Genomic DNA, 21799 nt, shown 5'->3' on the forward strand with positions numbered 1-21799 from the left:
TAAGTTGATTGCTTTATTAATTGGCGAGAGACTGCTCTCCGCCATCCGAGCTCCGGGTATAGCGGTGATCCGTGGACGCCTCCTGAATGTGTCCGAACGCCCAATGACTTGCCGGAACATCCTTCCAGGCGGCTTTCTCGCCCGTGAGTGGACCGCGCTCCAGCACGCGGTTCAGAATGACGACCGCTTCTGCGCGCGTCAGTGAATCGTTCGGACGGAACAGACCGTTGCCCGAGCCGGACATGATGCCAGCTGCGCTTACTCGTCCGATCGCTTCAGCCGCCCAGTGGCTGTCAATATCCTTGAACGATGCTTTAGCATCGCCCTCTGCCATTCCGTTTTTCAGCAAGCGATCGACAATCACTGCCATTTCCGCACGGGTAATCAACTTGTCTGGCATGAAGCGACCGTCGGAGCCCTGCATATAGCCCTGCGCCGTCGCTTGCGCAATCGCTTGCTTCGCCCAAACGGCGGACGGCAGATCGGAGTAAGCAGCATCCGCTGCTCCTGCAGTAGTACCCGGCATCGCTCTGGATAGCAGCGCCGCCATCTCCACACGCCGAACTGCTTGATTCGGACGGAATGTACCGTCGCTGTATCCTTGAATATAAGCCGTATGAGACGAGCTATCCACACTCAACTTCACGATGGAAAAGGTGCTGAACTTCGTAATGGTAAATCGGATGCCCGGCTTGTCCGTTCCGTTGTAGCCGACCTGTTCACCCTTCACCCATTCCTTCGTACCGTCGCTATGCTCGATGAAAACGCCCAGCTTCTCCAGCTCCGCCTTTGGCAAATCCCCCCCTACCGGCAGCTCAAGGGTTACCTCGCGGCTGCTCATGTTCGTCTCGATCGTCATCGGCCGACCAATCAGTTGCAAGCCGTCCGCCGTCGCTAGTTGGAGAAGCGTTGGCTCCTCATTGAGGCGCTCTTCCACCTTCTTGCGTTCGACAGCTGCCTTAATCGGTACGATATGGAAATACACTTCCTCCTGCAAGCCTTGCAAGGAGCGGCTCGGTATGAGGATACCGCCGTTGTTGGTCCAGATTTGCAAATCAACGCCTTGTGCGGCAAACTGCTTCGCAGCCTCTGCCGGCAGCTTAATAATCAAATCGGATACTTCGTCCTTCTTGTCAGGAATGACGATTCTGGCCGTAGACGAGCCGGCTTCCTTCAATTGCTTAAGCGCCTGCTCCGCCTGTGCCCACGTCAATGTCACTTCGTCTTTCTTGCTGCCATCTGCAAGGGTCGTTCTTGCAATAGTCGTGCTGGCAACTACACCGCCCTTGCCGCTGCCATCGCTGACTTCGACTTTAATTTGCTCCGTCGAAGTCGAAGCTCCGCCGCCACCTCCACTTACCGGTGCCGTCGGTATCGCAGCTTGTGATGCTGCGGACGGATCGGACATCCCCGCAGCATTCTGGGCGACAGCGTTGAAGGTATAGGACGTGCCGTTCGTCAGCCCGGAGATGACGACCGACAATTGCTCTCCGCCAACTGTGACAGAGATGTCGCCAGGATTAGACGTCACAATATAACGATCTACCGGAGCCTCGTTCACATTGGCTGGCGCGCCCAGGGTAACTTGTACTTGCCCATTGCCTGGCACAACCGACAGGATAGCTGGAGTCAGCGGCTTCGCCACCGGACGAACCGTGCCGATGAGCGGCGCCGAATCTCCAGCAACATTCACTGCGTAGATTCGAATCGTGTACGTCTTTCCGTTAAACAAGCCATCGAAGCTCGCGCTGTACAAACCCTCGCCGCTTTCCGGCACTTCCTTCGCTGAAACGATGCCGTTATCTAGCAGCGCTTCGATGCGGTACTTCAAAATTGGCTCGCCGACCGCATTGATCGGCTTCACAAAGGAGATGACCGCCGTCCCGCTGCCTGGCGTGGCGTTAAAATTCGTCGGTGCTCCAGGAACCGAAACAGGAGCGACTGCCTCCGAAGCCGGGCTCAGACCGGATGCGCCGGAAGGATTGACCGACTTAACCGCAAATACGTAGGATGTACCGTTAGCCAGTCCCTCTGCAGTATACGCATTGGTGCTAACCCCACTAGCGATCTCTACCCAATCGGTGACGTCGTGAGGCCCAGCTTCTCCCTCATAAAGGTATACTTTATACGTCTCCGCCATCGGCACGGCCGGCCAAGTCAGCCTGATCTTGCCATCACCCGGAGTCGCAGTGACCAATGCCGGAGCTGCGGGCGGAACGACGACGGAAACTTTGCCGTTTGAGACAGTCTTGTTCATCTCCACGGCATGCACGTCGGTAAACGTCAGCTCCCGCACGTCATTTGGCGTCTCGATAGTCAGCGCGTGATCGCCGATCGGCGCGTCATCTTCAACTGCGAACTTGATCGTGAAGAGGGTCTGAGCATCCTGAGAAGCCGGAATCGGGCTATCTCCACCCGTCAGATCCAGCCAAGAAACAATCAACCAGCCGTCAGTATTGTTATAGTTCGACATGAAGCCTTGTTCCACGATCCCATCGTAGCTTATCGCGTCCGGATCGAACTTGATCCGTATGCCATAGGAGGCAACCTCCTTATCAAGCTTCGCCTTCACCGGCACGGAGACGATGTCGTCCTCCCCTGCCTTGATGGACGCCGAGCCGATTTCAATGGCCGCATTTCCTGATGGAGACACGGTCACCCTCCCGCTCACGAGATCGGCAGATACTGGATTGACGTCCTCGTAAAGCTGGCCCTGAACGACCGTAAGGGCGGAGTCGCCTGCCGGCACGCCTTCCTTGATCTTGAACCGCAGCGTGAACAGCTCGCTGGAGTCTTCTATAAAACCGGTAAGCGTCAACTTAAGCTTCAGACTTCCGGTTGTTGCTTTGTCTACAAGCAAAAGCGCGTTGGAATCGATTGCTTTGACCAGCCCGCTAATGGCTGCTTCCTCTCCTGCCACCGGCTCAAGCACGTTCGGATCGTAATTAATCGTAGTGTCCGACCGGTAGACATACAGATCGGAGCTATTCGAGTCGAAGAAAACCGGCACATCAATATAAGCACCCGGCGCTCCGGCCACCGTGCCGACACGCACGGATGGCGTGTTCGACGGGGCAGCAGACGCTTTCGGGAGTGTCGGCAGCAGCAGCGCCAACACCAGCAACAAAGCAAGGAAAGCGCTGAACCTGCCGCGCAATCCAGATCGGTTAGCATAAAAGTAGTTCAATATATTCACCTCAAGGTTTCTTAGGTTGCATTGCCCATATAGATATTCATAATCAAGGTAGCATCAGCTTCGGTCACTTCACCGTTATCATCCATGTCGAGCGCTTCAAGCTGATCTGCCGTCAGCGTGATTTTCCCTTTTAGATACTTGGTGATGAGCAGCGCGTCCGCAGGCGTTACGGCTCCGTCCCCGTTGGCGTCTCCCTTCAGCCCTATGATAAGCTCCACCTTGCCGGCCGTTTCGGAATACGCTCCGCCAGAATCCATGGCCAGCCATTCGAAGAAGGTCGTACCTCCCCAAGCTGCATCGGGCGTGAATATCAAGCCGTTCAACGAGGCCTCAGTAATCGCTTGTTCGGCCTGAACAGGAACTCCTGCGAGGCTGAGCGTGCCGTGAGCCGGCAGCGTAACGACGCGAATCCCCTTCATCACATGGCCGTTCGGATCGGAATAATGGTTCAGGAAATCCGAGCCGTTCAAGGCAATCGCATGGCCTTTCTTGCCTCGTTTCATGAAAGAGCCGGCGATCGGGGGATCGTTCAGCTCGGAGGTCAAGCTAAGCACCCGATTAAAGGTGCCGGTATCATCCAAATTAAGAACGACAATGCGATTTTGAGGCGCATCCGTCACATACAGTTTATTGTCCGGACCGACGGCAAGGGCATGCGGCTCGCTGATGCCGTAATCGTCGGTCAGGTTGAGCCAGGGCTGAAGTGTTGGGCGATTGTAGTAGGAAGCGCCGTTATAGGAAGTACGATAGATTTTCGTCTTGTTCATAACCACGTAAAACATCTCTCCGATGAAATCGACCGCGATTTCCCCCGTCGAGTAGCCATCCCCTGGAAACGTGTTAAAGACAGATTCCAAGTCGACGTAGTAGCCGCCAGAATCCCAGAGTTTACCGTCAAAGTGAAGCGCGAAGCCCAGCTCTCCTTGACCGGAGCTGCCGCGGCCCGAGCCGCTCAGATCCAGTCGAAGACTAGCTTTTGTATTAACCATGCCATATGTCGCAGGAAAATAACTGATTGTTCCGTAGCTTTCATAATAGAAGTTGGCTTCTGTGTACACTTGCTGGTTGATCGGGTTGATTTTCTGTCTAACGAAAAGACTTTTGATGTTCATAAGCTTCGGATAGTTTTGGACAGCGGTGACCATCGGGGTGATCAAATCAATGGGATTGTCCATCGCCTGCCCGTTATGCTTTACTAGCGAAAGCAGTCCTCCTTCCCGGTTAAACGCATGCAGTCCCGCGGTCAAGCCCGATTCGGCGACGTAAATATTGCCGCCTTGGTCGACAGCGACTGCCGTCGGATTATTGACGGGAATAATTAAATTCGCCAGCCCGTCCTGATCCGCCCGAATGACCCGGTTATTGCCGGTGTCGGCGATGTACATCTCCGTTATGCCGTTGTAAGTGTAGAATTTGATATCTTGCGGCGAGTTGAGGTACAAGGGACCAACCGCTGCATTTGCCTCGCGGGACGGCAGCGCCAATGCGGCCAATAGAATAAAGACCATTACCGCAACAGACCTTCTTTTCCATTCCTTCACCCCGTTTGTTTTTCTCGTTAGCATCTGAAACTGTCCTCCTCCTTAAGTCATCAGTTATGATGGTATTTGTCGAATAGTGTAACAGCAAGCACTTAACAAACACTTAAACTCTAAAGTCCATATTGCACAGCTCATGCTAATGTTCATAATCAATTTGACCCTGCTTGCCGGCATAAAAAATGCACCACCTAGAATTTATTGGATAAACCAGGGGTTTATTCCAATGTCTATTCTAAGGGGTGCACTTCAAAGTTGGTCAAGTCATTCTTGTCGTTTTTATACGTGGCTGCCATTTTCAAATGTTCTCAGTGATGTTCGGGGGACATCTAATCAAATATAGCTAATAAATGTTCTTACTTAAGCTCATAGTAAACATCCGGTACGGGCGTTTGTTTGAAAATGGATTGTTTCCTCAAGTAGGCTTTCCCATTTACCTGAACTTCAAGCTCATTGAAGCTTTCAATGAGACCCCAACCAACCATTTTATCCTGATTAAAAACAATAACGAAATAACCCATAAAAATCGCATTATCAAACTCGAAATCAGAGTTAAGTGTTGTATTTACAATCATAATTTTGCACTCCTCTCTTTTTCAACATTTTCGCTTCTCCTACTAGAACCTTTTTGCTGTATACTCACAACGCTTGGGATCATTTCACTCGGCAATCCGAATGGATTAGCTGACTTTGGAGTGACTCAAGTGGTAATGTAAGATAAACTAACGCTTTACCGCTAGCCTTAGCGACGGCCTCTGCTCTCTGTCCACCAGTGTAACTTTCTCAATGCCCGCCATAAGAAACATAAGGACTAAAGCACTTTGCAAAATAATCAAAATCATTGACAAATCATTCTCTCCTTGAAAAAATGAATAATAAAAGACGGGATTCAACAAGGTATTCCCGTCTTTTGGTAATATTTTGCTTAGCTTTGTAAAACCTTTGCTTCAACAAAAATGTATTTTGATGTGCGCTCCTTAATGAGCCACTTTTCATTTTGACGTACATATACATCATGATATTGAACACTATAATCAGTGAGGACTTCTGTGCCCTCCTCACCGTCACGCAACATTTTTATATGAGAAAATACGACTCCCGTTGCAGTATCTCCATCCACGTTTACAACATGCTGCCCGTTCAGAGAGAAGTATCGTTTCACAAGTGAAACGTGACCGTTGAACTCCTCCTCCAGTTGTGCGGTGCCAGAAACATTAGACACCAATTGATCACTCATATATATTTTAAACTGGGTATCTGGTGTAAATAATAGCATTTGATCTGAAATTCTTTTCTCATCGGTTAAAGTTGCATAAGCATCCACAAGTTCTCTTAATTCAAGTTTTGCTTGGAGCGTTTCTAGTGACATGATGTTATCCTCCTGGTAATTTAGATTAGAGTAAGTAATCCAACACTTGTTGAACAACTTTTCCTTATTGCTTATTATATAAGGTATATCGATTCGTTCAATTGTTAATCATTCGGTTTTTGTTCGATATTCAACAGAAGATCGTGTTTTGTTGTATTTTTTCAGGGAGGTTATGCAATTGGAAGGTAAAGTTGACAGAAGAATTACAAGAACAAAAGAGGCAATTTTTCAATCCTTTATTACTTTGGTCTCTGAGAAGGACTTTGAAAGCATTACGATCAACGATATTGCAGATCGGGCTAATATCAATAGAGGCACCGTTTATTTTCATTTTGATGATAAATACGACCTTCTGAACAAATGCATAGACGAAAACCTAAATAAAATGATTTCGGTTACGACTGAAACAAATGCAAGCGGGGAGACTGTCGATTTGATAAAATCCTCCTTTTTGCCCGTTATGAATTATTTTGCAGAGAACCATCGATTTTATGCATCTATGCTTGCGAATAAAGGAATACCTATATTTCGTGAACGGATGCTAGAGCTCGTTACGAGTCACATCAAACTCCACATTGATATGGGTGGAAATAATCAGAATTACAGCAAGGAGCTAGTGACTCAATTTATGGGCTCGGCATTTGTAGGGGTAATGGAATGGTGGATTCTCAATAACATGCCACAATCTCCTATTGAGGTAGCTGATCAGTTATGGGGTTTGTTGAAACGGAATCAAGTCATCAATTAATCATCTTGAAGTCATGCTCCTCATGGCACGACTTCATTTCCCAAAGTTACAAGATAAGCAAGTAGCCCTTGTTACAGATGCGAATCGAGGAATCGGATTTAACAGACATATAGGCCTGTCAGCCATTGTCCAGTGCGCTAACTGTAAACCAGCCAAATTCAGCCCACCCAGGTGATGCCTGTTCCTTAATGGCGCTTGCCGTCTGATCTTTGACAACATCCGATTTAGCATACACGCCTATTTTTGCTCCTACCCATTTGCTGACCGTTGCTTGAAATAAAGGTACGTTTAGAGCTTCAGAGTGCTCCCCGTCTAAACTATAGCCAAAGGAGCAGCAGGCTCCAGGGTGGACATCTGCCCGCAGCACAACTTGATCTGCTTCAATAGGAGCTTCCCAAATTACCGTTTCCTGATCCTCGTTTCCGTGTACCAGCTGCAATTTTCTTGTATTCATAGATTTGCTGCAGCAAACACGAAAAGCAGCATACTGGTATCCAAACACAATTAATCCGGCCTCCATTCCAGCTGGAGCAGCTGAAATGTCCAGTAAGGTAGAGACTCTGAACGAAGGCGCCGGAAACTTCTGCAGCAACAAATGCGGGGCATGAAACAAAGTATCTTCCCTATTCAGTCGCGGCTGGGCAAACAATCTTAGCCAGCCCGGCCGCTGCGACAGAGAGTACCAGGTGTCAGACGGATTGGCCTGCCACTGCCATTGCACGCCAAGAGCGGATGCTGCAAAATGATCAGAAGAAGCCGGCACTTCGTACGGATACTCCCTTCCTACATCGGGCTTGCGGTACCGTTCGAGCGGTTCTCCCACACCATTACCATCCACAGCATTGCCCATTACCGGCCAGCCATCGACCCATGCAACAGGCTGCATATGCACAATTCTGCCGTAGGCACCTTTATCCTGAAAATGCAGAAACCATGATTCCCCGGATTCTAATTCTACCCATCCCCCCTGATGAGGGCCATTTACCTTTGATGCTCCCTGAATAAGCACAACACGCTCTTCATAAGGACCATAAGGGCTGGTAGCCCGAAATACGGCTTGCCAGCCGTTCTCCACACCACCTGCAGGAGCAAACACATAATAGTATCCTTGTCTTTTGTACATTTTTGGGCCTTCCAGTGTGGGATGCCGCTCAGAATCGTGGAAGATAATCCTCCCTTCGCCTAACAATCTTTTTCCATCAGGCGACATGGGGCGCAGACACAAGCGATGCTTAAGGCCGCTGCGGCTTTTGGCAAATGCGTGAATCAAATAGGCTTGTCCATCTTCATCCCAGAAAGGGCAAGTATCAATGAGACCTTTACCCGCGTGTACAAGATGCAGCTCCGACCATTCTCCTGCTGGGTCCTCGGCGGTCGTCATAAAAATACCTACATCAGGGTCACCATAAAAAATCCAATACCGATTGTCATGATACCGGAGGCTCGGTGCCCATACACCATTCCCATGCTGAGGTCTGTCGTAACCTTCCAGTGGCATACGCTGCAGGGCATGATTGATAAGACGCCAATTTACCAGATCCTTTGAATGCAGAATCGGAAGTCCTGGAATATGTCCAAAGCTGGAAGCCGTCATGTAGAAATCTTCACCTACCCGAATGACATCAGGATCAGAATAGTCGGCGTGCAGAACAGGGTTTCTGTAAGTCCCGTCCCCCAGGTCAGCAGTCCAAGGTTCCAACCCATATTTCGGTTTGATAAGTTCCTTCATCATTTTCGTTTCCTCCCATTGTTCAGCTATTTTTGTTTGAACTCGCTTGGGCTCATGCCCGTGTACTTTTTAAATACTTTAGAAAAATACGCACGATCTGAGTATCCCAGCATATAAGCTACATTCTCTGCCGTTTCATTTTGCCCGCCGAGCAATCGTTTGGCCTCCTCCATTTTCAGAAGATGCACATGATCCGTAAAGTTCAAACCGGCCAGTTTCTTGAAATATCGTGAGAAGTAGTTTGGGTTAAGATGCAGATATTGCGCAATATCAATAGAAGTAACATTTTTGTAGATATACTGATAAATAAAAGCGTTTATTACCTTAAGATCAGGATTTGTGTTCTGATTGTCTGTGTAAGCCGAGCGCTTCTTCTCCATAAAGTCGTCTGAAAAAACACTAATAATCACAAGTGCCTCTCCTAAATTCAACGCTTGCTTTATTTCCTGTTGAAGCCGCTCATCCATTGTCCCCTTTAATTGATAGACCGCCTGTTGCAGCATGCGGATCAGCAAATCCTGAACTTGTTTAGCTTCCGGTTTTTTTTCACGAATTAGCTTTTCGATGGTGCTTGCATATATGAGGACAAGGGATCTGTTAAACTCGCTTAATGCCGCTGCCCATTTCTGACAATAGGGTTCAATAGCAGTTAAGTCTACATTCACACTTGTTTCAGCTTGGCTTTCAGGCCCGTCAATTGTAATCAACCACGCAGATTCGTAATACGAGCTTTGCTGTTTCCTGATCATTTCATCAACCTTCGATTTCAGTTGAGCCAGTGAAACGGGCTGATAGGAGATTAAAAAACAGCAATTAATTTTTAGAAATTCCGAAATTTTCTCATGAATGTGGTTGAGATGCCCTCTGACAGCTAATTCTTCATCTGGGTTTCCGGAGAGGTTGGCAATGAACCATAACTGGAGCCCTTCGGCTTGAATCGGAGTAATCCCGGTTCCTTCCGTTAGTTCTTTGGCTATGTTGTACGCTGCATATTTGACCAGCTCCAGGTTGTTTCGATGATAAACGTTCAGCATGGAGCCTATATCAAGATGGCATAAAATAACCATATAATTAGGAAATACCCACTCGATCCCGAGTCTTTCTCCTTGCTTTAATAATGACTCGGGCTCAGAAGCCTTAAGAATTTCAAGAAAGAAACGCTGGATTAATAGATCCTTATTCCGCTCAACATCGCTTTTATAGGCTATCTTCTCCAGTTCGGTTTGGGCAGATTTCATTTTTGCAACCGCTTTTTCAACACTTTGAATAATTTTATCAGAGCTTAATTCGTCTTTGACGATATAATCATCCGCTTCAATACTCATTGCTTCTTTAAGATAATGAAAATCCTCATGGCAAGTTAAAAAAATAATCCGCAGCTCGGGATATACAGACCGGAAATATTGAGCGAGCTCTATACCGTTTCCATCAGGCAATCCAATATCCGTAAGCAGGATGTCCGGATACTCTTTCATAAATAATTCCTTGGCTTCACTAACTGAAAAAGCTGCAGCACAGACCGACAGATCATGACTTTCCCAGGGAACAAGCCTTTGCAAATATTCAACAACCGGCACATCATCGTCAATTAGCATCACTTTGGCCATGTTACATTTCCTTTCCAACTATTCATTCCGGGTATCCGTAAAATACATACAAAACCCTTTGGGTAATTTGGCGAAACAGTAAACGATGTTCCCTCACCATAGCTGAGAAATAAACGCCTTTTCACATTGTGAAGACCTACGCCTTTTTCATCTGTCGACTGTTCTCCTGAAATCAGCTTTCCACTCAGCTGCTGTAATTCCTCTTTACTGATCCCGCTGCCGTTGTCCTCCACCCGGATTTCTATCGTTTGATTAGCCGCCGATTCGACGGCCACACGAATGCAGGGATTTGAATGATTTCGTTTTATTCCATGAATGATACTGTTCTCTACCAGGGGCTGAAGCAGCAGTCTCGGTACAATTAATTGACGGTATTGTTCAGGCAGCACGATATCGAGCTTAATGTTTATCCGGTTTCGCAGCCGCATGATGGACATATATTCTGTTAACAGATTACATTCCTCATATAAAAACAAAGGTTCATTTACCCGCAAATGGGCCCGCAATAAAATCATTAAGGAATCAATGTTCTCACTATTAGAGAAATCTCCCTCCAAGGCCAGATTGCATTTAATCGAATTTAATGTGTTAAGCAAGAAATGCGGTTGAATCTGCGAAAAAAGAGCATACAATTCGATCGTTCGCTTCTCTTCTTGTTCCTCCTCAATTTTTCTCATTAAGGAATGAATATTATTGAGCATATGATTAACCGCGCTGCCGAGCTGAGCGATTTCATCTTGCCCCTTCACACTGTAGCGGACCGAAGTATTCCCTTCTCCATATTGCTTAACCACGCGCATCAGCTTTCCTATCGGACGATTAAGCCCCCTGGCAATCACAAAAGATATAAAGAGAAATATAAATAAAACAATTAATATGCCCATCAGTAAAAAGGAAAAGCGCTGTGTAATCTCGCCTGTAACCTCTTTTATATCCACTTCAAAGGTCAGCTTCCATGGAGTTCCTGCTACCTCTGTCTTCTCCAGCATCCAGCCTTTTTGCGCAACTGCCGGCAGAAGCGGGGCACTCCCATCCATCCCGGCTATGAGCAAATTCTCCTCGCTATACAGCGAAAATTTTCCATTTGTTGTATTTTTAAATAATTGGATAAAATAAGACTCGGGAATCCCAATAAACAAAGTGCCCAGTATTCGGTCTTGTACAGGATCGTAAACGGATTTTTTGCAATAATAATAGTATTGTTCCGCTACCCTTTTCTGCATAATCTCAGGCCATTCTGACCGGAACCATTGCACAACTCCGGAAGCTGCCTCGGCTGTAGTCATGTGCTCGAATTGCCTATCCATTCTTAGCAGCTTAATATCTTCAGTTGTTAGAGAACCGACAAGTGGGTAGTCCGCTTCATTAATAAAAAAAGTATCAACATGCAGCAGCGAGAGTTTACCCACCAGAATGGTCATGCTCTCATTTAAATCCGTATAATTTTGATAATCCTCAAAATGATCAAAGTGCTGCAATTGATTAAGCTTTCTTAAGTCGTAAAATATACCGTTAGCCTGAGGTGTCGTAAATTGATTTACCGTATACAAAATATCATTTGCGGTTTTAGATAGATCATTTGCCATTATGCCAGTGATCCCCTTCATATTTGCATGTGCATTAACTTCGCTGGACTGTTTGTTAGCAAAATAGGAGAACCCTGAAATGAACAGCAACGGGATAATCAAAAACAGCAGCAATGCTGCCTGAATCCTCCGGTAAAACGATATCCGATACAACCACCTCATGCTGTATTCCCCCAAAGTCTGCTTTCTTCTGATACTACACGAGGACTATCTAAAGAAAAATAGGGGAATCGAAATAAATTCGATCTCCCCTTTCGTTATGGTTATGGATTAGCGGCAATTATTTTTTGACCTTCATCCATCATGTATTTCTCTGCTTGTTCATAAGTGGAGTTATCGAGTAAATATTTATTGATTCCTGCTTCAGCCACTTTCTTCAATTGCTGCTGGTAAGCTACACTCACAGTTGAAGAGCCTGCCGTATGCACACGTTCATCGAACAGTACATTTGAGAGCACTTGATTATCCACCAAATCTGATTTATCACCAATAATCTTCGCCAGAACCGCTTTTCCATCTGCCTTCTTCCAGCCAGGGATTCTTCCCGACAGTTCGGCTCCTTCCATCGTTGCGAATTTGATGAACTCAAATGCAGCTTCTTTCTGCTTGGAGTTTTTATGCATGGTCAGAAAGCTACCGCTTATGCTTGTCAACCCAGGTTCTGCAGCCTCAGAGGAACGAGGCAATGGTGCAAAAGTGATCTTAAAATCTCTAGGATAGCTTTCTGTGTTTAAAAAAGCTTCATCCAATGCGTAACCTGCAATAGGAAGCATGCTGGTAGTTCCATTCATAAAATCAGTAGCCCAGTGCTGCTTTGCAGCAAGTACATCAGCGAGCGGTTTTACCGACTTGTCTTCTACCTCCATCGTCCGGCGTAAATTAAACCAATATTCAAAGGAAGGATCATCGAAGAGCAGGGTACCATCTTCTTTTAGCTGAGGATTTTTGAAATCCGTGTAAGCAATTAGATTAGCGTATTCTCCAAAGGTATGAAAGTAAGTACCGTAGCGGTTTTCACCGCTCGCTGCAAGCTTTTTGGAATATTCTCTGAAGTCATCCCATGTCCAGTCAAAACCGGGAACCTTAAGACCGGCTTCCTTCAGATGTGTTTCATTTAAGGCAACAAACCAGAAGCTGGCATCTGTCATTGCAGCATAGTGCTTGCCTTCAAAAATCGGGTTGCGGTAATATTCATTGTCAGGATTGATATTGCTTGCTGTAAAGAATTCATCTAAAGGATATAACATCCCATTACCCGCACGCTCTAGCACAAAGCCTTCGTTGTTAAGCAGAACGACATCCACCTCTTCACCTGATGCTGAGAGAACATCAAGCTTTTGAAGCATTTCTCTGGAGTCATTATTTTGTACAAGTGCCACATGCTCTACATTAATATGATCATTCTGCTCATTAAAAGCGGCCACCAGCTTCATCATCGGTTCTCCCGGGTCGCCTTTAGCATTGGTATACAATTTTATCGTAACCTTTTCAGCTGACGAATTTTCTCCGGCTTGATTTTCCGGCTTACTGGTACCGCTTTCGTTTTTCCCGGCATTATTGCCGCAAGCGGCCAAAATCAACATTAAGCTCAGGAATAGAAAGATAGATGCCTTCTTCATGCGCTGTATCCCCTTTTTCTTATATAGAATGTGCTGCATCTTTATCATACTCATTTGTAAGCGTTTTACCGTGTAACCTGATGCGCTCTTTTTCGTGTGTAATTCCACTACATCCTGTTCTGCTATCCTTTTACACCGCCGACTGTAATACCGTTAATCACTTGTTTTTGCAGGGCAATAAACACAATAATCAGCGGAATAATCGCCGAAACTGCGGCCATCATCATTAGTGAAACGTTGTTTGAATATTCCTGACGGAAGAACTGTATCCCGAGTGGCAGCGGATATAGCTCCTTCGTAAACAGAAAGATAAGCGGGTTCTGGTAATCATTCCAGGTCCAGATAAACTTAATAATCCCTGCTGTGGCCAATATAGGTTTGCTAAGAGGCAATAAAATTTGGGCATAAATCCGAACATAGCCTGCACCGTCAATTTTGGCCGATTCAATAAATTCATTGTGAACCCCTACCATAAACTGACGCATTAAGAACGTAAAGTACATGGAAAACATCAGCATGACGATAATGCCAGTATGCGTATTATATAAACCCATCCATTTTATCATAATAAATCTGGGAACCAGTGTCGCTTGTTCAGGAATAATCATAAAGGACATCATCATTCCAAACATCAGCCCTTTCCCGGGTGCTCTCAATTTGGCAAAAGAGAACGCGGCCATGGATGAAAAAAGAAGGGTAAATACGGTAGCGATAACAGAAAGCTTCAGGGAATTCCAATAAAATAGACCGAATGGCACATTCTCAAGCCACACCTTGTGAAAATTACTAATCCAATTCCAGTCCGTTGGAATCCATTGAATAGGGTATACCATGACATCACGTTCAAATTTGGCGGAGGCAGAGAGCATCCATACCAGTGGAATAATAAAGAAGATAGACAAACCGCCAAGCACAACAGATACGATTATACGGCTCCAATCCCATTTTCTAGCCTTCATTCGTTCACCCCCTCTTCTAAGCCCTTTTTTCTTTCGCTTGAAAAATCCATGTGACTGAGGTCACCAAAATCACGAGCAGGAAAAGAATCCATGACATGGCTGAGGCATATCCCATATTAAAATTAATGAAGCCTTCTTCATAGATCCGGTAAACAATAACCGTTGAAGCATCGTTTGGTCCGCCATCGGTTAAAAACTTAATCAAATCAAACACTTTAAAGGAGCTTATTATCGTTGTAATGGTCAGGAATAACGTGGTTGGAGCTAGTAGAGGCATCGTAATAAACCAAAATTTCTGGATTCCGTTTGCTCCATCTATATCTGCTGCTTCATATAGATCCTCCGAAATTTGAGTCAAGCCCGCCATAAATATGATCATCTGGTACCCGAGTGCCTGCCAGATCGCAATGACCATAATGGCTATAATCGCGTAATGGGAGTCCACAAGCCATTTCGGCGGATGCTCCAGACCTATTTGCATCAAAAAGCGATTGATCGGCCCGCTTGACGGATGGTACAAGGCTGCCCACACGGCGGCAACCGCTACGGTAGAGCAAATATAAGGAATAAAAAACAATACTTTAAACAAATCCTTGGCATAGGCCTTGGTATGAATAATAACAGCCATAATCATAGCTGCTATAAGACCAACGGGAACCGTAATAGCCGTAAAAAAGATATTATTCTCCAGCGCCTTTAGAAATTTAGAATCCTCTGCCAATCGCGTGAAATTGTCAAACCCGACCCATTTCATCCCCTCAAACCCGTTCACCAGATTCCAGTCGGTAAAGCTTAGAAATAACGAAAAGATAAGCGGGAAGATAGCCAATATAATAATGCCTATCGCTTCCGGTGCTAGAAAGATCCACCCGATAACGCCCTCTTTCCGGCGTTGATTCCACCATTTCCTCTGAGGTCGATCTGTACTTCGTTTGATCGCCATGGACATCTTGATCCTACCTCCTGATTGTTGTTATTCGCATAGGATCATTATAGGAATATATAGGGAGGGTGACTGCTTGTAATTTACACCTTTTTGTCGTGTATAATTTCTTATCCAGTAAAGCTTCAATGCATACAAAGAAGCCAAACAACGATTCCCTCCTACACAAGCGTAAACGGCTGAAGCCGTCCTCTGGCGGCAAAGCTGCCGTTTCGCGTAGAAATATAGAGAAAGGATCGAAAAATCACATCCTTTCTCGATATTTGAGAAATCGCCGTTTGGCTTACTGATTATAGAAGTTTGAGGTTATATATAAGGCTAAAAATGAATTTCCTCATTCGAGGAGAAGGAATAAATCTGTCCTGCTTCAGCCATAAATTCTACCTTCGCCAGGCCGGGCCCGCTTATTCTGCATAGGCCCGCTGCTGTACACTCTATCCTAGCCTCTACTACCTTCATTTCCGACCACTGCATGCTTACAGTAAATCCTCCACGCGCTCTAAGACCGCGGACGAATCCACTATCCCAAGCTGCCGGCAGTGCTGGCAGGAGCAGGATTTCTTCCGTATGACTTTGTAAAAGCATCTCGGCGATACCTGCCGTTCCACCAAAGTTGCCGTCTATTTGAAACGGTGGATGATTGTCGAACAAATTAGGCAGTGTCGAATGATTTAATAACGCTAACACATTGGAGAAGGCTTTCTCTCCTTCCTGAAGTCGCGCCCAGAAATTAATGATCCAGGCACGGCTCCATCCCGTATGCCCGCCGCCTGCGCTCAGCCTGCGCTCCAATGTTACACGTGATGCAGCTGCAAATTCTGGCGACTGCTTCTGGTTAAACTCGTCGCCAGGATAGAGGGCAAACAGATGGGAAATATGACGGTGACCCGGTTCCGGCTCCTCATAATCCTCCATCCATTCCTGAACCTGTCCATATTTGCCAATCTGTGGCCTCGGCAGCTGTTCCAGTGTGGCGGCAAGTTCTACAGCAAACGGCTGATCGCGGTTCAGAATTTCACAACTTCTTATACAAGCGCCGAACAACGCTCTAATGATTTGAAAATCCATAGAGGCTCCTACACAGAGTACACCACTCTCCCCTCCGGGAAGGGTATAGCGGTTCTCGGGAGATACAGAAGGACAAGTGACCAGCCTTCCTTCTGTATCTTCTATTAAATAATCCAGTAAAAACTCTGCCGCCTCCTTCATGGTTTCATAAGCCTGTTCCAGAAAGAGACGGTCCCTTCCAAAACGATAATGCTCCCAAAGATGCAGGCAGAGCCATGCTGCGCCCATCGGCCAGAAGGAAGCCGGCAAATAAGTATCCTGCGGGGCGGTATCCGCCCAGATGTCTGTATTATGATGGGCTGTAAAGCCACGGCAGCCATACATGACTCTAGCTGTGCGGCGGCCAGGTTCTCTCATCCGCTCTATCAGCTCAAATAAAGGCTCGTGACAATCCGCTAAATTACAATTTTCCGCCAGCCAGTAGTTCATCTGAGTGTTAATGTTGATCGTAAATTTACTGTCCCATGGCGGAAGAAAGCTGTCATTCCAAATTCCCTGCAAATTGGCCGGCAAAGAACCGGGACGGCTGGAGGAAATGAGCAGATAGCGTCCATACTGAAAGTACAGGGCGACTAAACCATTATCCACCTTCCCTTCTTTGACCCTGCTTAGCCTTTCATCAGTTGGCAGCTGCTCCATTACCCCATCAATTCCCGCGAGCCCCAGCTCCACCCGATCATATAGTGCTCTGTAATCCTGAGTATGCTTTACGAGTAATTCATTATAGGACAGCTTCTCTAGTGTGCCCAAATGTGATTTGCAGTGTGTCTCGGGGTCGCTGTATCGAAAGGTAGTGGCTGCCATAAGCAATAGAGTTACACTGTCCGCCTTATCAATAAGGAGATGTTCACCAACAGTCCGGCAGCTTCCCCCTTCAAGGACAGCCTTAAGCACCACCCGGAACTGACTTCCCCCTTCACCTCCGCATTCGCCTCTCATGACCAGTCCGTCATGACCCCATTTTTCAGTCTTCTCCATATACTTCCACCGATTGCGGTTGAATCGGGCCTTCAGTGAGATAGCACCTGGTTTATTAGCCGTAAACCGCAGCACAATCGTCTGATCGGGATGGCTCGCGAACAGCTCCCGGGAGCAGTTTACATTGCCTAAACGATAACTGACCCGGGCCACTCCGTCAGACAGATCCAGCTCCCGGCAGTAATCGGCAGCATCCTGGTCATGTCCACCCATAGTAAGGAGCAAGTCACCGAGCGGCAAATAATGCCGCTGGGCTTCCGGCAGACCCGGCATTGTCAGTGCTGCAAGCTCCTCGGCTTCCTTCAGCCGTCCTTGCATCAGCAGCTCCCGCAGCTGCGGCAAATGAGGCAGCGCGTCTTCATTATTTCTATCCCGCGGTCCACCGTACCATACCGTATCCTCATTTAGCTGAATCTTCTCTTCATATATCCCACCGAAGATCATCGCACCCAATCGACCATTACCAATAGGAAGTGCCTCATTCCACTCTGAGGCAGGCTCTTTATACCATAATTTTTTCCTTTGTTCGTTATTCAACAAAATCCCTCCCTTGTAAATATGGTTGTCTCCGATTATGTATATAGACATTATATAAATAAACGGGATAGAAATAAGCTTGTAATTTACACTTGTTACCGTGTATAAACCTCTCTTTTCAGGAAGTGTACAGCCTTTTCAATCCTTAAATGAGTCTGCTATAGCCTCCATTAAAATGACTCTTTCATTCTAAGTTAAGCTTCTTAAACAAAGAATGTAGAAAATTAACTTATGCATGAACAATTCTATCCTCTTGTATGTTTCACATTGGTTTATCATATGTGGCTAAGGTAATTATTTTTTTGAGTATACACGCGAAAAACCCTGATAGATCAACGTTCTTGATCCTATCAGGGCATATTTAATTCTCATTTATTAAGTTTCTACAATGAACCCCATTGCTTATATCAGTGACGTCCTATTTAGTCATTGGACGAATTTAACTTTCATCTTCTCTGTTTAGTATACATGTTCCTGCTTAACTAACAGATCTTTTACTACATGAGCGCTGCTAATCGTTACAATATGCTGTGGCTGTAATCCTAAAAGCACTCTCCCGTATAGCTCTAGGCAGGTAGAGGCTGTTGTAAACGCATGGTTAGCTGCTCCTCTAATATCACGATATATTTGAGATAACTGATTCGAATTCAGGATTGCACTACCACCGCTTTCTACCATCAGCATTTCAACAGCCTCCGAACATAGCATAGCTGCGTACCCAATATCCGTTTGAATTCGTACAAAGTCTTCTTGATCTAATAGTTCATTATTTCGTATATGATTCTCTAGAATTTCAATAGATCGATTGATCTGAAGATGAGCGGATTCTATCTTCATGGCTGCTAGACCTACTTTGTACTGGATATGTCCAACTTCTGCCTGGGATTTGTGAATGGTCATAGCAATTCCTTTTTTAGGTGCTCTTTCAATAAAATACTCCAGTGCCCCTCTACCAAGTCCAAGAATGGTGCTTATTCCTGTTGTAAGGCTGGTAATCAGAAATAAATAATGCTTATATCGATCTTCGCCCTTTAAATGTTGTAATATAGCCTCATTCACTTGCTCAAAATCTTCGTCAGCAACACATTCATTAGGAATAAATACGCAATTCATTTCTAAACTATTACTTGCCGATCCTTTTAAGCTCATCGTGTGCCAATCATCAACAATTTTAATTTCATCCATGGGAACAACAGCGAGCTGCATTTTTGGATCTTGTTGCATTGTACTAGCATCTTTTAGATTTAACAACGCGTGTGTGGCATGCTTTGAACCAGAACCAAATGCCCAACGGCCATACTCAACCAAATAGCCTCCATCCACCTTATTCACAACCGATTTAATCGCCAGCAGTACCGAGCAAAATTTCACCTCATTGGCTTCTCTGAATATTCTGTCCACCACTTCTGAGGGCAGTAGTTGGGAGGCACTATAGTTATTTCCGTTTATATTTTGAATCACCCATCCAACAGAACCATTGCCTTTCGCCACTTCGGAGACAATTTCAATCATTGCTCTTATGCTAACTTCAAATCCACCATATTTCTTCGGTGTTCTAAGTTTAAAGAGTCCCGCACTTGAAAGCTTTTCGATAACTTCTTCCGGTATGTGCATGTCTTTATCAATTTTCGTACCATATTCCTTTAAAAATGGAACTAATTCCGTAGCATTCTGGAGAAGTTTTTGCTCTTCATCGGTAAGTGAAATTACTTTACTAAGGTTTGACATTACGAACACTCTCCTCTTTACACGTATTAGGTTTTAATATGGATCATGAGATAAAAGACTCTCAAACTATTCTAATTCAACATACAATGGAATGATAAAGAGGAGCGAATAGATATTCGTAAATCATCTATTCGCTTTTACATCTTTTATTAATCCTATGGTTAGGTCAACGATGCTTCAAGACAAGCATTATGACCAATCGGAGTCTCCTGACCACTTATGAACCTTCACTCGTCTAACAAATACGCCAAGAACAAGGCCGGCAAGGGCTACAAACATCGTGAAGAATAATGCGTTTTGCATACCTGCAGTCAATGCCATTGTTGCATTAGCTGGGTTTGAAGGATCAGCAACATTCTTCATAAAGTCTGCTATTCCGGTTGTCATGACACTAACCGCCATAGCAATACCGATCGCTCCTGCAATTTGCTGCAACGTATTCATAATAGCCGTACCATCCGGGTACATCTCGGAGGGCAGCTGGTTAAGCCCATTCGTCTGAGCAGGCATCCACACCATAATAATTCCAACCATCAGGCAGGTATGCAGGATGACAATTAAAGTGATTGACGATGCAACCGTAATATCAGAATAGAACCATAGGGTGGCCCCAGTTAAGATTAGACCAGGAACCACCAAAAATTTAGGTCCGAATTTGTCAAAGAGTGACCCTACAACTGGAGAAAGCACAGCTGAAATGATACTGCCTGGAAGAAGAGTCAGCCCAGCTGTCAAAGCACTTAATTCAAGAACACGAATCAAAAACATAGGAAGAATAAACATGGCTGCGAGATCAACACTCATACAAATGAATACTAGCAACGTACCGATAGCAAACATCGGATTTTTAAGCGTTCTTAAGTTCATAAGTGGTTCTTTCATGTTCATTTGGCGAATGACAAATAGTATCAATGCAATAACACCAGCTATTAGAGAGATAATGACCACAGGGTTACTCCAGCCATGGTCTCCCTCTCCAGCAGTACTAATACCGTAAACAAGTCCGCCAAAACCAATTGTCGACAAGACCAAAGAGTATATATCAATACGTGGTTTAGTTATTGGTGCTACATTCTTTATAAATGTAACGCCAACTACCAAAGCAACCACCAGTGTCATTAACGATACCCAGAATATCCAGTGCCAGCTCAGATTATCAATCAATAGACCTGAGGTGGTTGGACCTAAAGCAGGTCCTGCTGTAAACACAAGAGTAACCAGTCCCATCGCTTTTCCACGTTTCTCAGCTGGGAATATAATGAGAGCAGTATTAAACATCAATGGAAAGAGTAGAGCTGCTCCAGCAGCTTGAAGTATCCTTCCAAACAGCAATATATCGAAACTTCCTGCCATAGCACCAATAGCTGATCCTACAATTGAAATAATGACGGATGTCAGGAAAAGTTGCCTCGTTGTAAACCACTGATTTAATAATCCTGAAAGTGGAACTAAAATTCCAAGTGTAAGTAAATAACCGCTTGTTAACCACTGGACTGTGGATTCCGTAATCGCAAACTGATTAATTAAATCACTGATAGCGATATTAATTGCCGTTTCATTAAACGTACCTATGATACCTGCAAGCATTAATGCAAACATTATGGGTAAAACTTTAACATTTGGGACCTTTTGCTCTTCTGAAATAGTTCCTGATTGCAAAACCTTCACTCCTCTAAGACTTTCTAATTTTTACCGCATGACACTACGCAGTACAGAATACCTTTATTAGAAAGCTCGTGCAGCAGAACCACGGTAACAGGCAGTGCATTGAGTTATTTCCATATCTGAACCTCCTCTTGCATCTTTATCTCATTCTCTCTCTAAAATCTTTCTAAAAGTAAACTCGGAAGCGAACGTTATAGCCCAGAACTTCCAAATAAAGTAGAGGAGAACTTCCAACTTTTCGATCATAACACACGCGTGTCAAGTCCCCCCCTCAACTAAAGAAAAAGTCAACCCCATTTATTTTTTTGAGTAAAATTGAGAGAGATTTCATTTACTATCTATTGCAACTAGCTACAAATGAAAAGTTTGCTTGTTTGATCTTCTCTGAGATGCTGGAAAAGCATTGATCATTTTGCTGACTATTTTTACTTTTTCACATCAAGTTTTTGCGCTCATCCAAAGACAAAAAAATCTATCTTTAAAACAAAAAAAGCCGCTACTTATGCGACTTTCTAAGCGATCTGTGTTT

The 21799-nt window shown here is 45.2% G+C and carries 14 protein-coding genes; 1 reads left to right on the forward strand and 13 read right to left on the reverse strand.

What is annotated here, in order from left to right; all coding sequences use genetic code 11:
* Positions 1 to 16 precede the first annotated feature (16 nt).
* The 4 genes from ASF12_RS31065 to ASF12_RS31080 all read right to left on the reverse strand — a co-directional run bounded on the left by ASF12_RS31065 (position 17) and on the right by ASF12_RS31080 (position 6103).
* Complete coding sequence (locus ASF12_RS31065; RefSeq protein ID WP_056042872.1) at positions 17 to 3187, reverse strand: S-layer homology domain-containing protein; 3171 nt, start codon at positions 3185 to 3187, stop codon at positions 17 to 19.
* Positions 3188 to 3207: 20 nt separating this feature from the next.
* A complete protein-coding gene (locus ASF12_RS31070) occupies positions 3208 to 4761 on the reverse strand; it encodes a dockerin type I domain-containing protein (protein ID WP_056042874.1) in 1554 nt (517 codons plus the stop codon).
* A gap of 329 nt (positions 4762 to 5090) precedes the next feature.
* The gene (locus ASF12_RS31075) at positions 5091 to 5309 is read right to left on the reverse strand and encodes a hypothetical protein (protein WP_056042875.1); all 219 of its coding nucleotides are present in this window, start codon (positions 5307 to 5309) and stop codon (positions 5091 to 5093) included.
* Between the two features lie 350 nt (positions 5310 to 5659).
* Positions 5660 to 6103, reverse strand: coding sequence for a nuclear transport factor 2 family protein (locus ASF12_RS31080; RefSeq protein ID WP_056042876.1), 444 nt, complete (start codon positions 6101 to 6103; stop codon positions 5660 to 5662).
* Between the two features lie 172 nt (positions 6104 to 6275).
* Between ASF12_RS31080 and ASF12_RS31085 the strand changes: the two genes are divergently transcribed.
* The gene (locus ASF12_RS31085; RefSeq protein ID WP_056042877.1) at positions 6276 to 6851 is read left to right on the forward strand and encodes a TetR/AcrR family transcriptional regulator; all 576 of its coding nucleotides are present in this window, start codon (positions 6276 to 6278) and stop codon (positions 6849 to 6851) included.
* Positions 6852 to 6969: 118 nt separating this feature from the next.
* On the opposite strand, the gene ASF12_RS31090 is transcribed toward ASF12_RS31085, so the two are convergent.
* The 9 genes from ASF12_RS31090 to ASF12_RS31130 form a co-directional block, all read right to left on the reverse strand.
* Positions 6970 to 8583: a glycoside hydrolase family 43 protein gene (locus ASF12_RS31090; RefSeq protein ID WP_235533328.1), complete on the reverse strand. Its 1614-nt coding sequence runs from the start codon at positions 8581 to 8583 to the stop codon at positions 6970 to 6972.
* A 23-nt stretch (positions 8584 to 8606) separates the two neighbouring features.
* The gene (locus ASF12_RS31095; protein WP_056042879.1) at positions 8607 to 10187 is read right to left on the reverse strand and encodes a response regulator transcription factor; all 1581 of its coding nucleotides are present in this window, start codon (positions 10185 to 10187) and stop codon (positions 8607 to 8609) included.
* On the reverse strand, positions 10175 to 11935 hold the full coding sequence (locus tag ASF12_RS31100; RefSeq protein ID WP_056042881.1) for a sensor histidine kinase: 1761 nt from the start codon (positions 11933 to 11935) through the stop codon (positions 10175 to 10177). The genes ASF12_RS31095 and ASF12_RS31100 overlap by 13 nt, the downstream gene beginning before the upstream one ends.
* A 101-nt stretch (positions 11936 to 12036) precedes the next feature.
* The gene (locus ASF12_RS31105) at positions 12037 to 13392 is read right to left on the reverse strand and encodes an ABC transporter substrate-binding protein (RefSeq protein WP_056042883.1); all 1356 of its coding nucleotides are present in this window, start codon (positions 13390 to 13392) and stop codon (positions 12037 to 12039) included.
* A 122-nt stretch (positions 13393 to 13514) separates the two neighbouring features.
* A complete protein-coding gene (locus tag ASF12_RS31110; protein WP_056042885.1) occupies positions 13515 to 14351 on the reverse strand; it encodes a carbohydrate ABC transporter permease in 837 nt (278 codons plus the stop codon).
* Between the two features lie 16 nt (positions 14352 to 14367).
* A complete protein-coding gene (locus ASF12_RS31115; RefSeq protein WP_442952565.1) occupies positions 14368 to 15300 on the reverse strand; it encodes a carbohydrate ABC transporter permease in 933 nt (310 codons plus the stop codon).
* 312 nt (positions 15301 to 15612) lie between these two features.
* Complete coding sequence (locus ASF12_RS31120) at positions 15613 to 17928, reverse strand: glycoside hydrolase family 95 protein (protein WP_081419147.1); 2316 nt, start codon at positions 17926 to 17928, stop codon at positions 15613 to 15615.
* A gap of 408 nt (positions 17929 to 18336) precedes the next feature.
* The gene (locus ASF12_RS31125; protein WP_056042890.1) at positions 18337 to 19605 is read right to left on the reverse strand and encodes an acyl-CoA dehydrogenase family protein; all 1269 of its coding nucleotides are present in this window, start codon (positions 19603 to 19605) and stop codon (positions 18337 to 18339) included.
* A gap of 189 nt (positions 19606 to 19794) precedes the next feature.
* Positions 19795 to 21204, reverse strand: a complete 1410-nt coding sequence (locus ASF12_RS31130; RefSeq protein ID WP_081419158.1) for a DHA2 family efflux MFS transporter permease subunit — start codon at positions 21202 to 21204, stop codon at positions 19795 to 19797.
* Between the last annotated feature and the right edge of the window lie 595 nt (positions 21205 to 21799).

It is taken from the genome of Paenibacillus sp. Leaf72, assembly GCF_001422685.1.
Taxonomy (GTDB): Bacteria; Bacillota; Bacilli; order Paenibacillales; family Paenibacillaceae; genus Pristimantibacillus.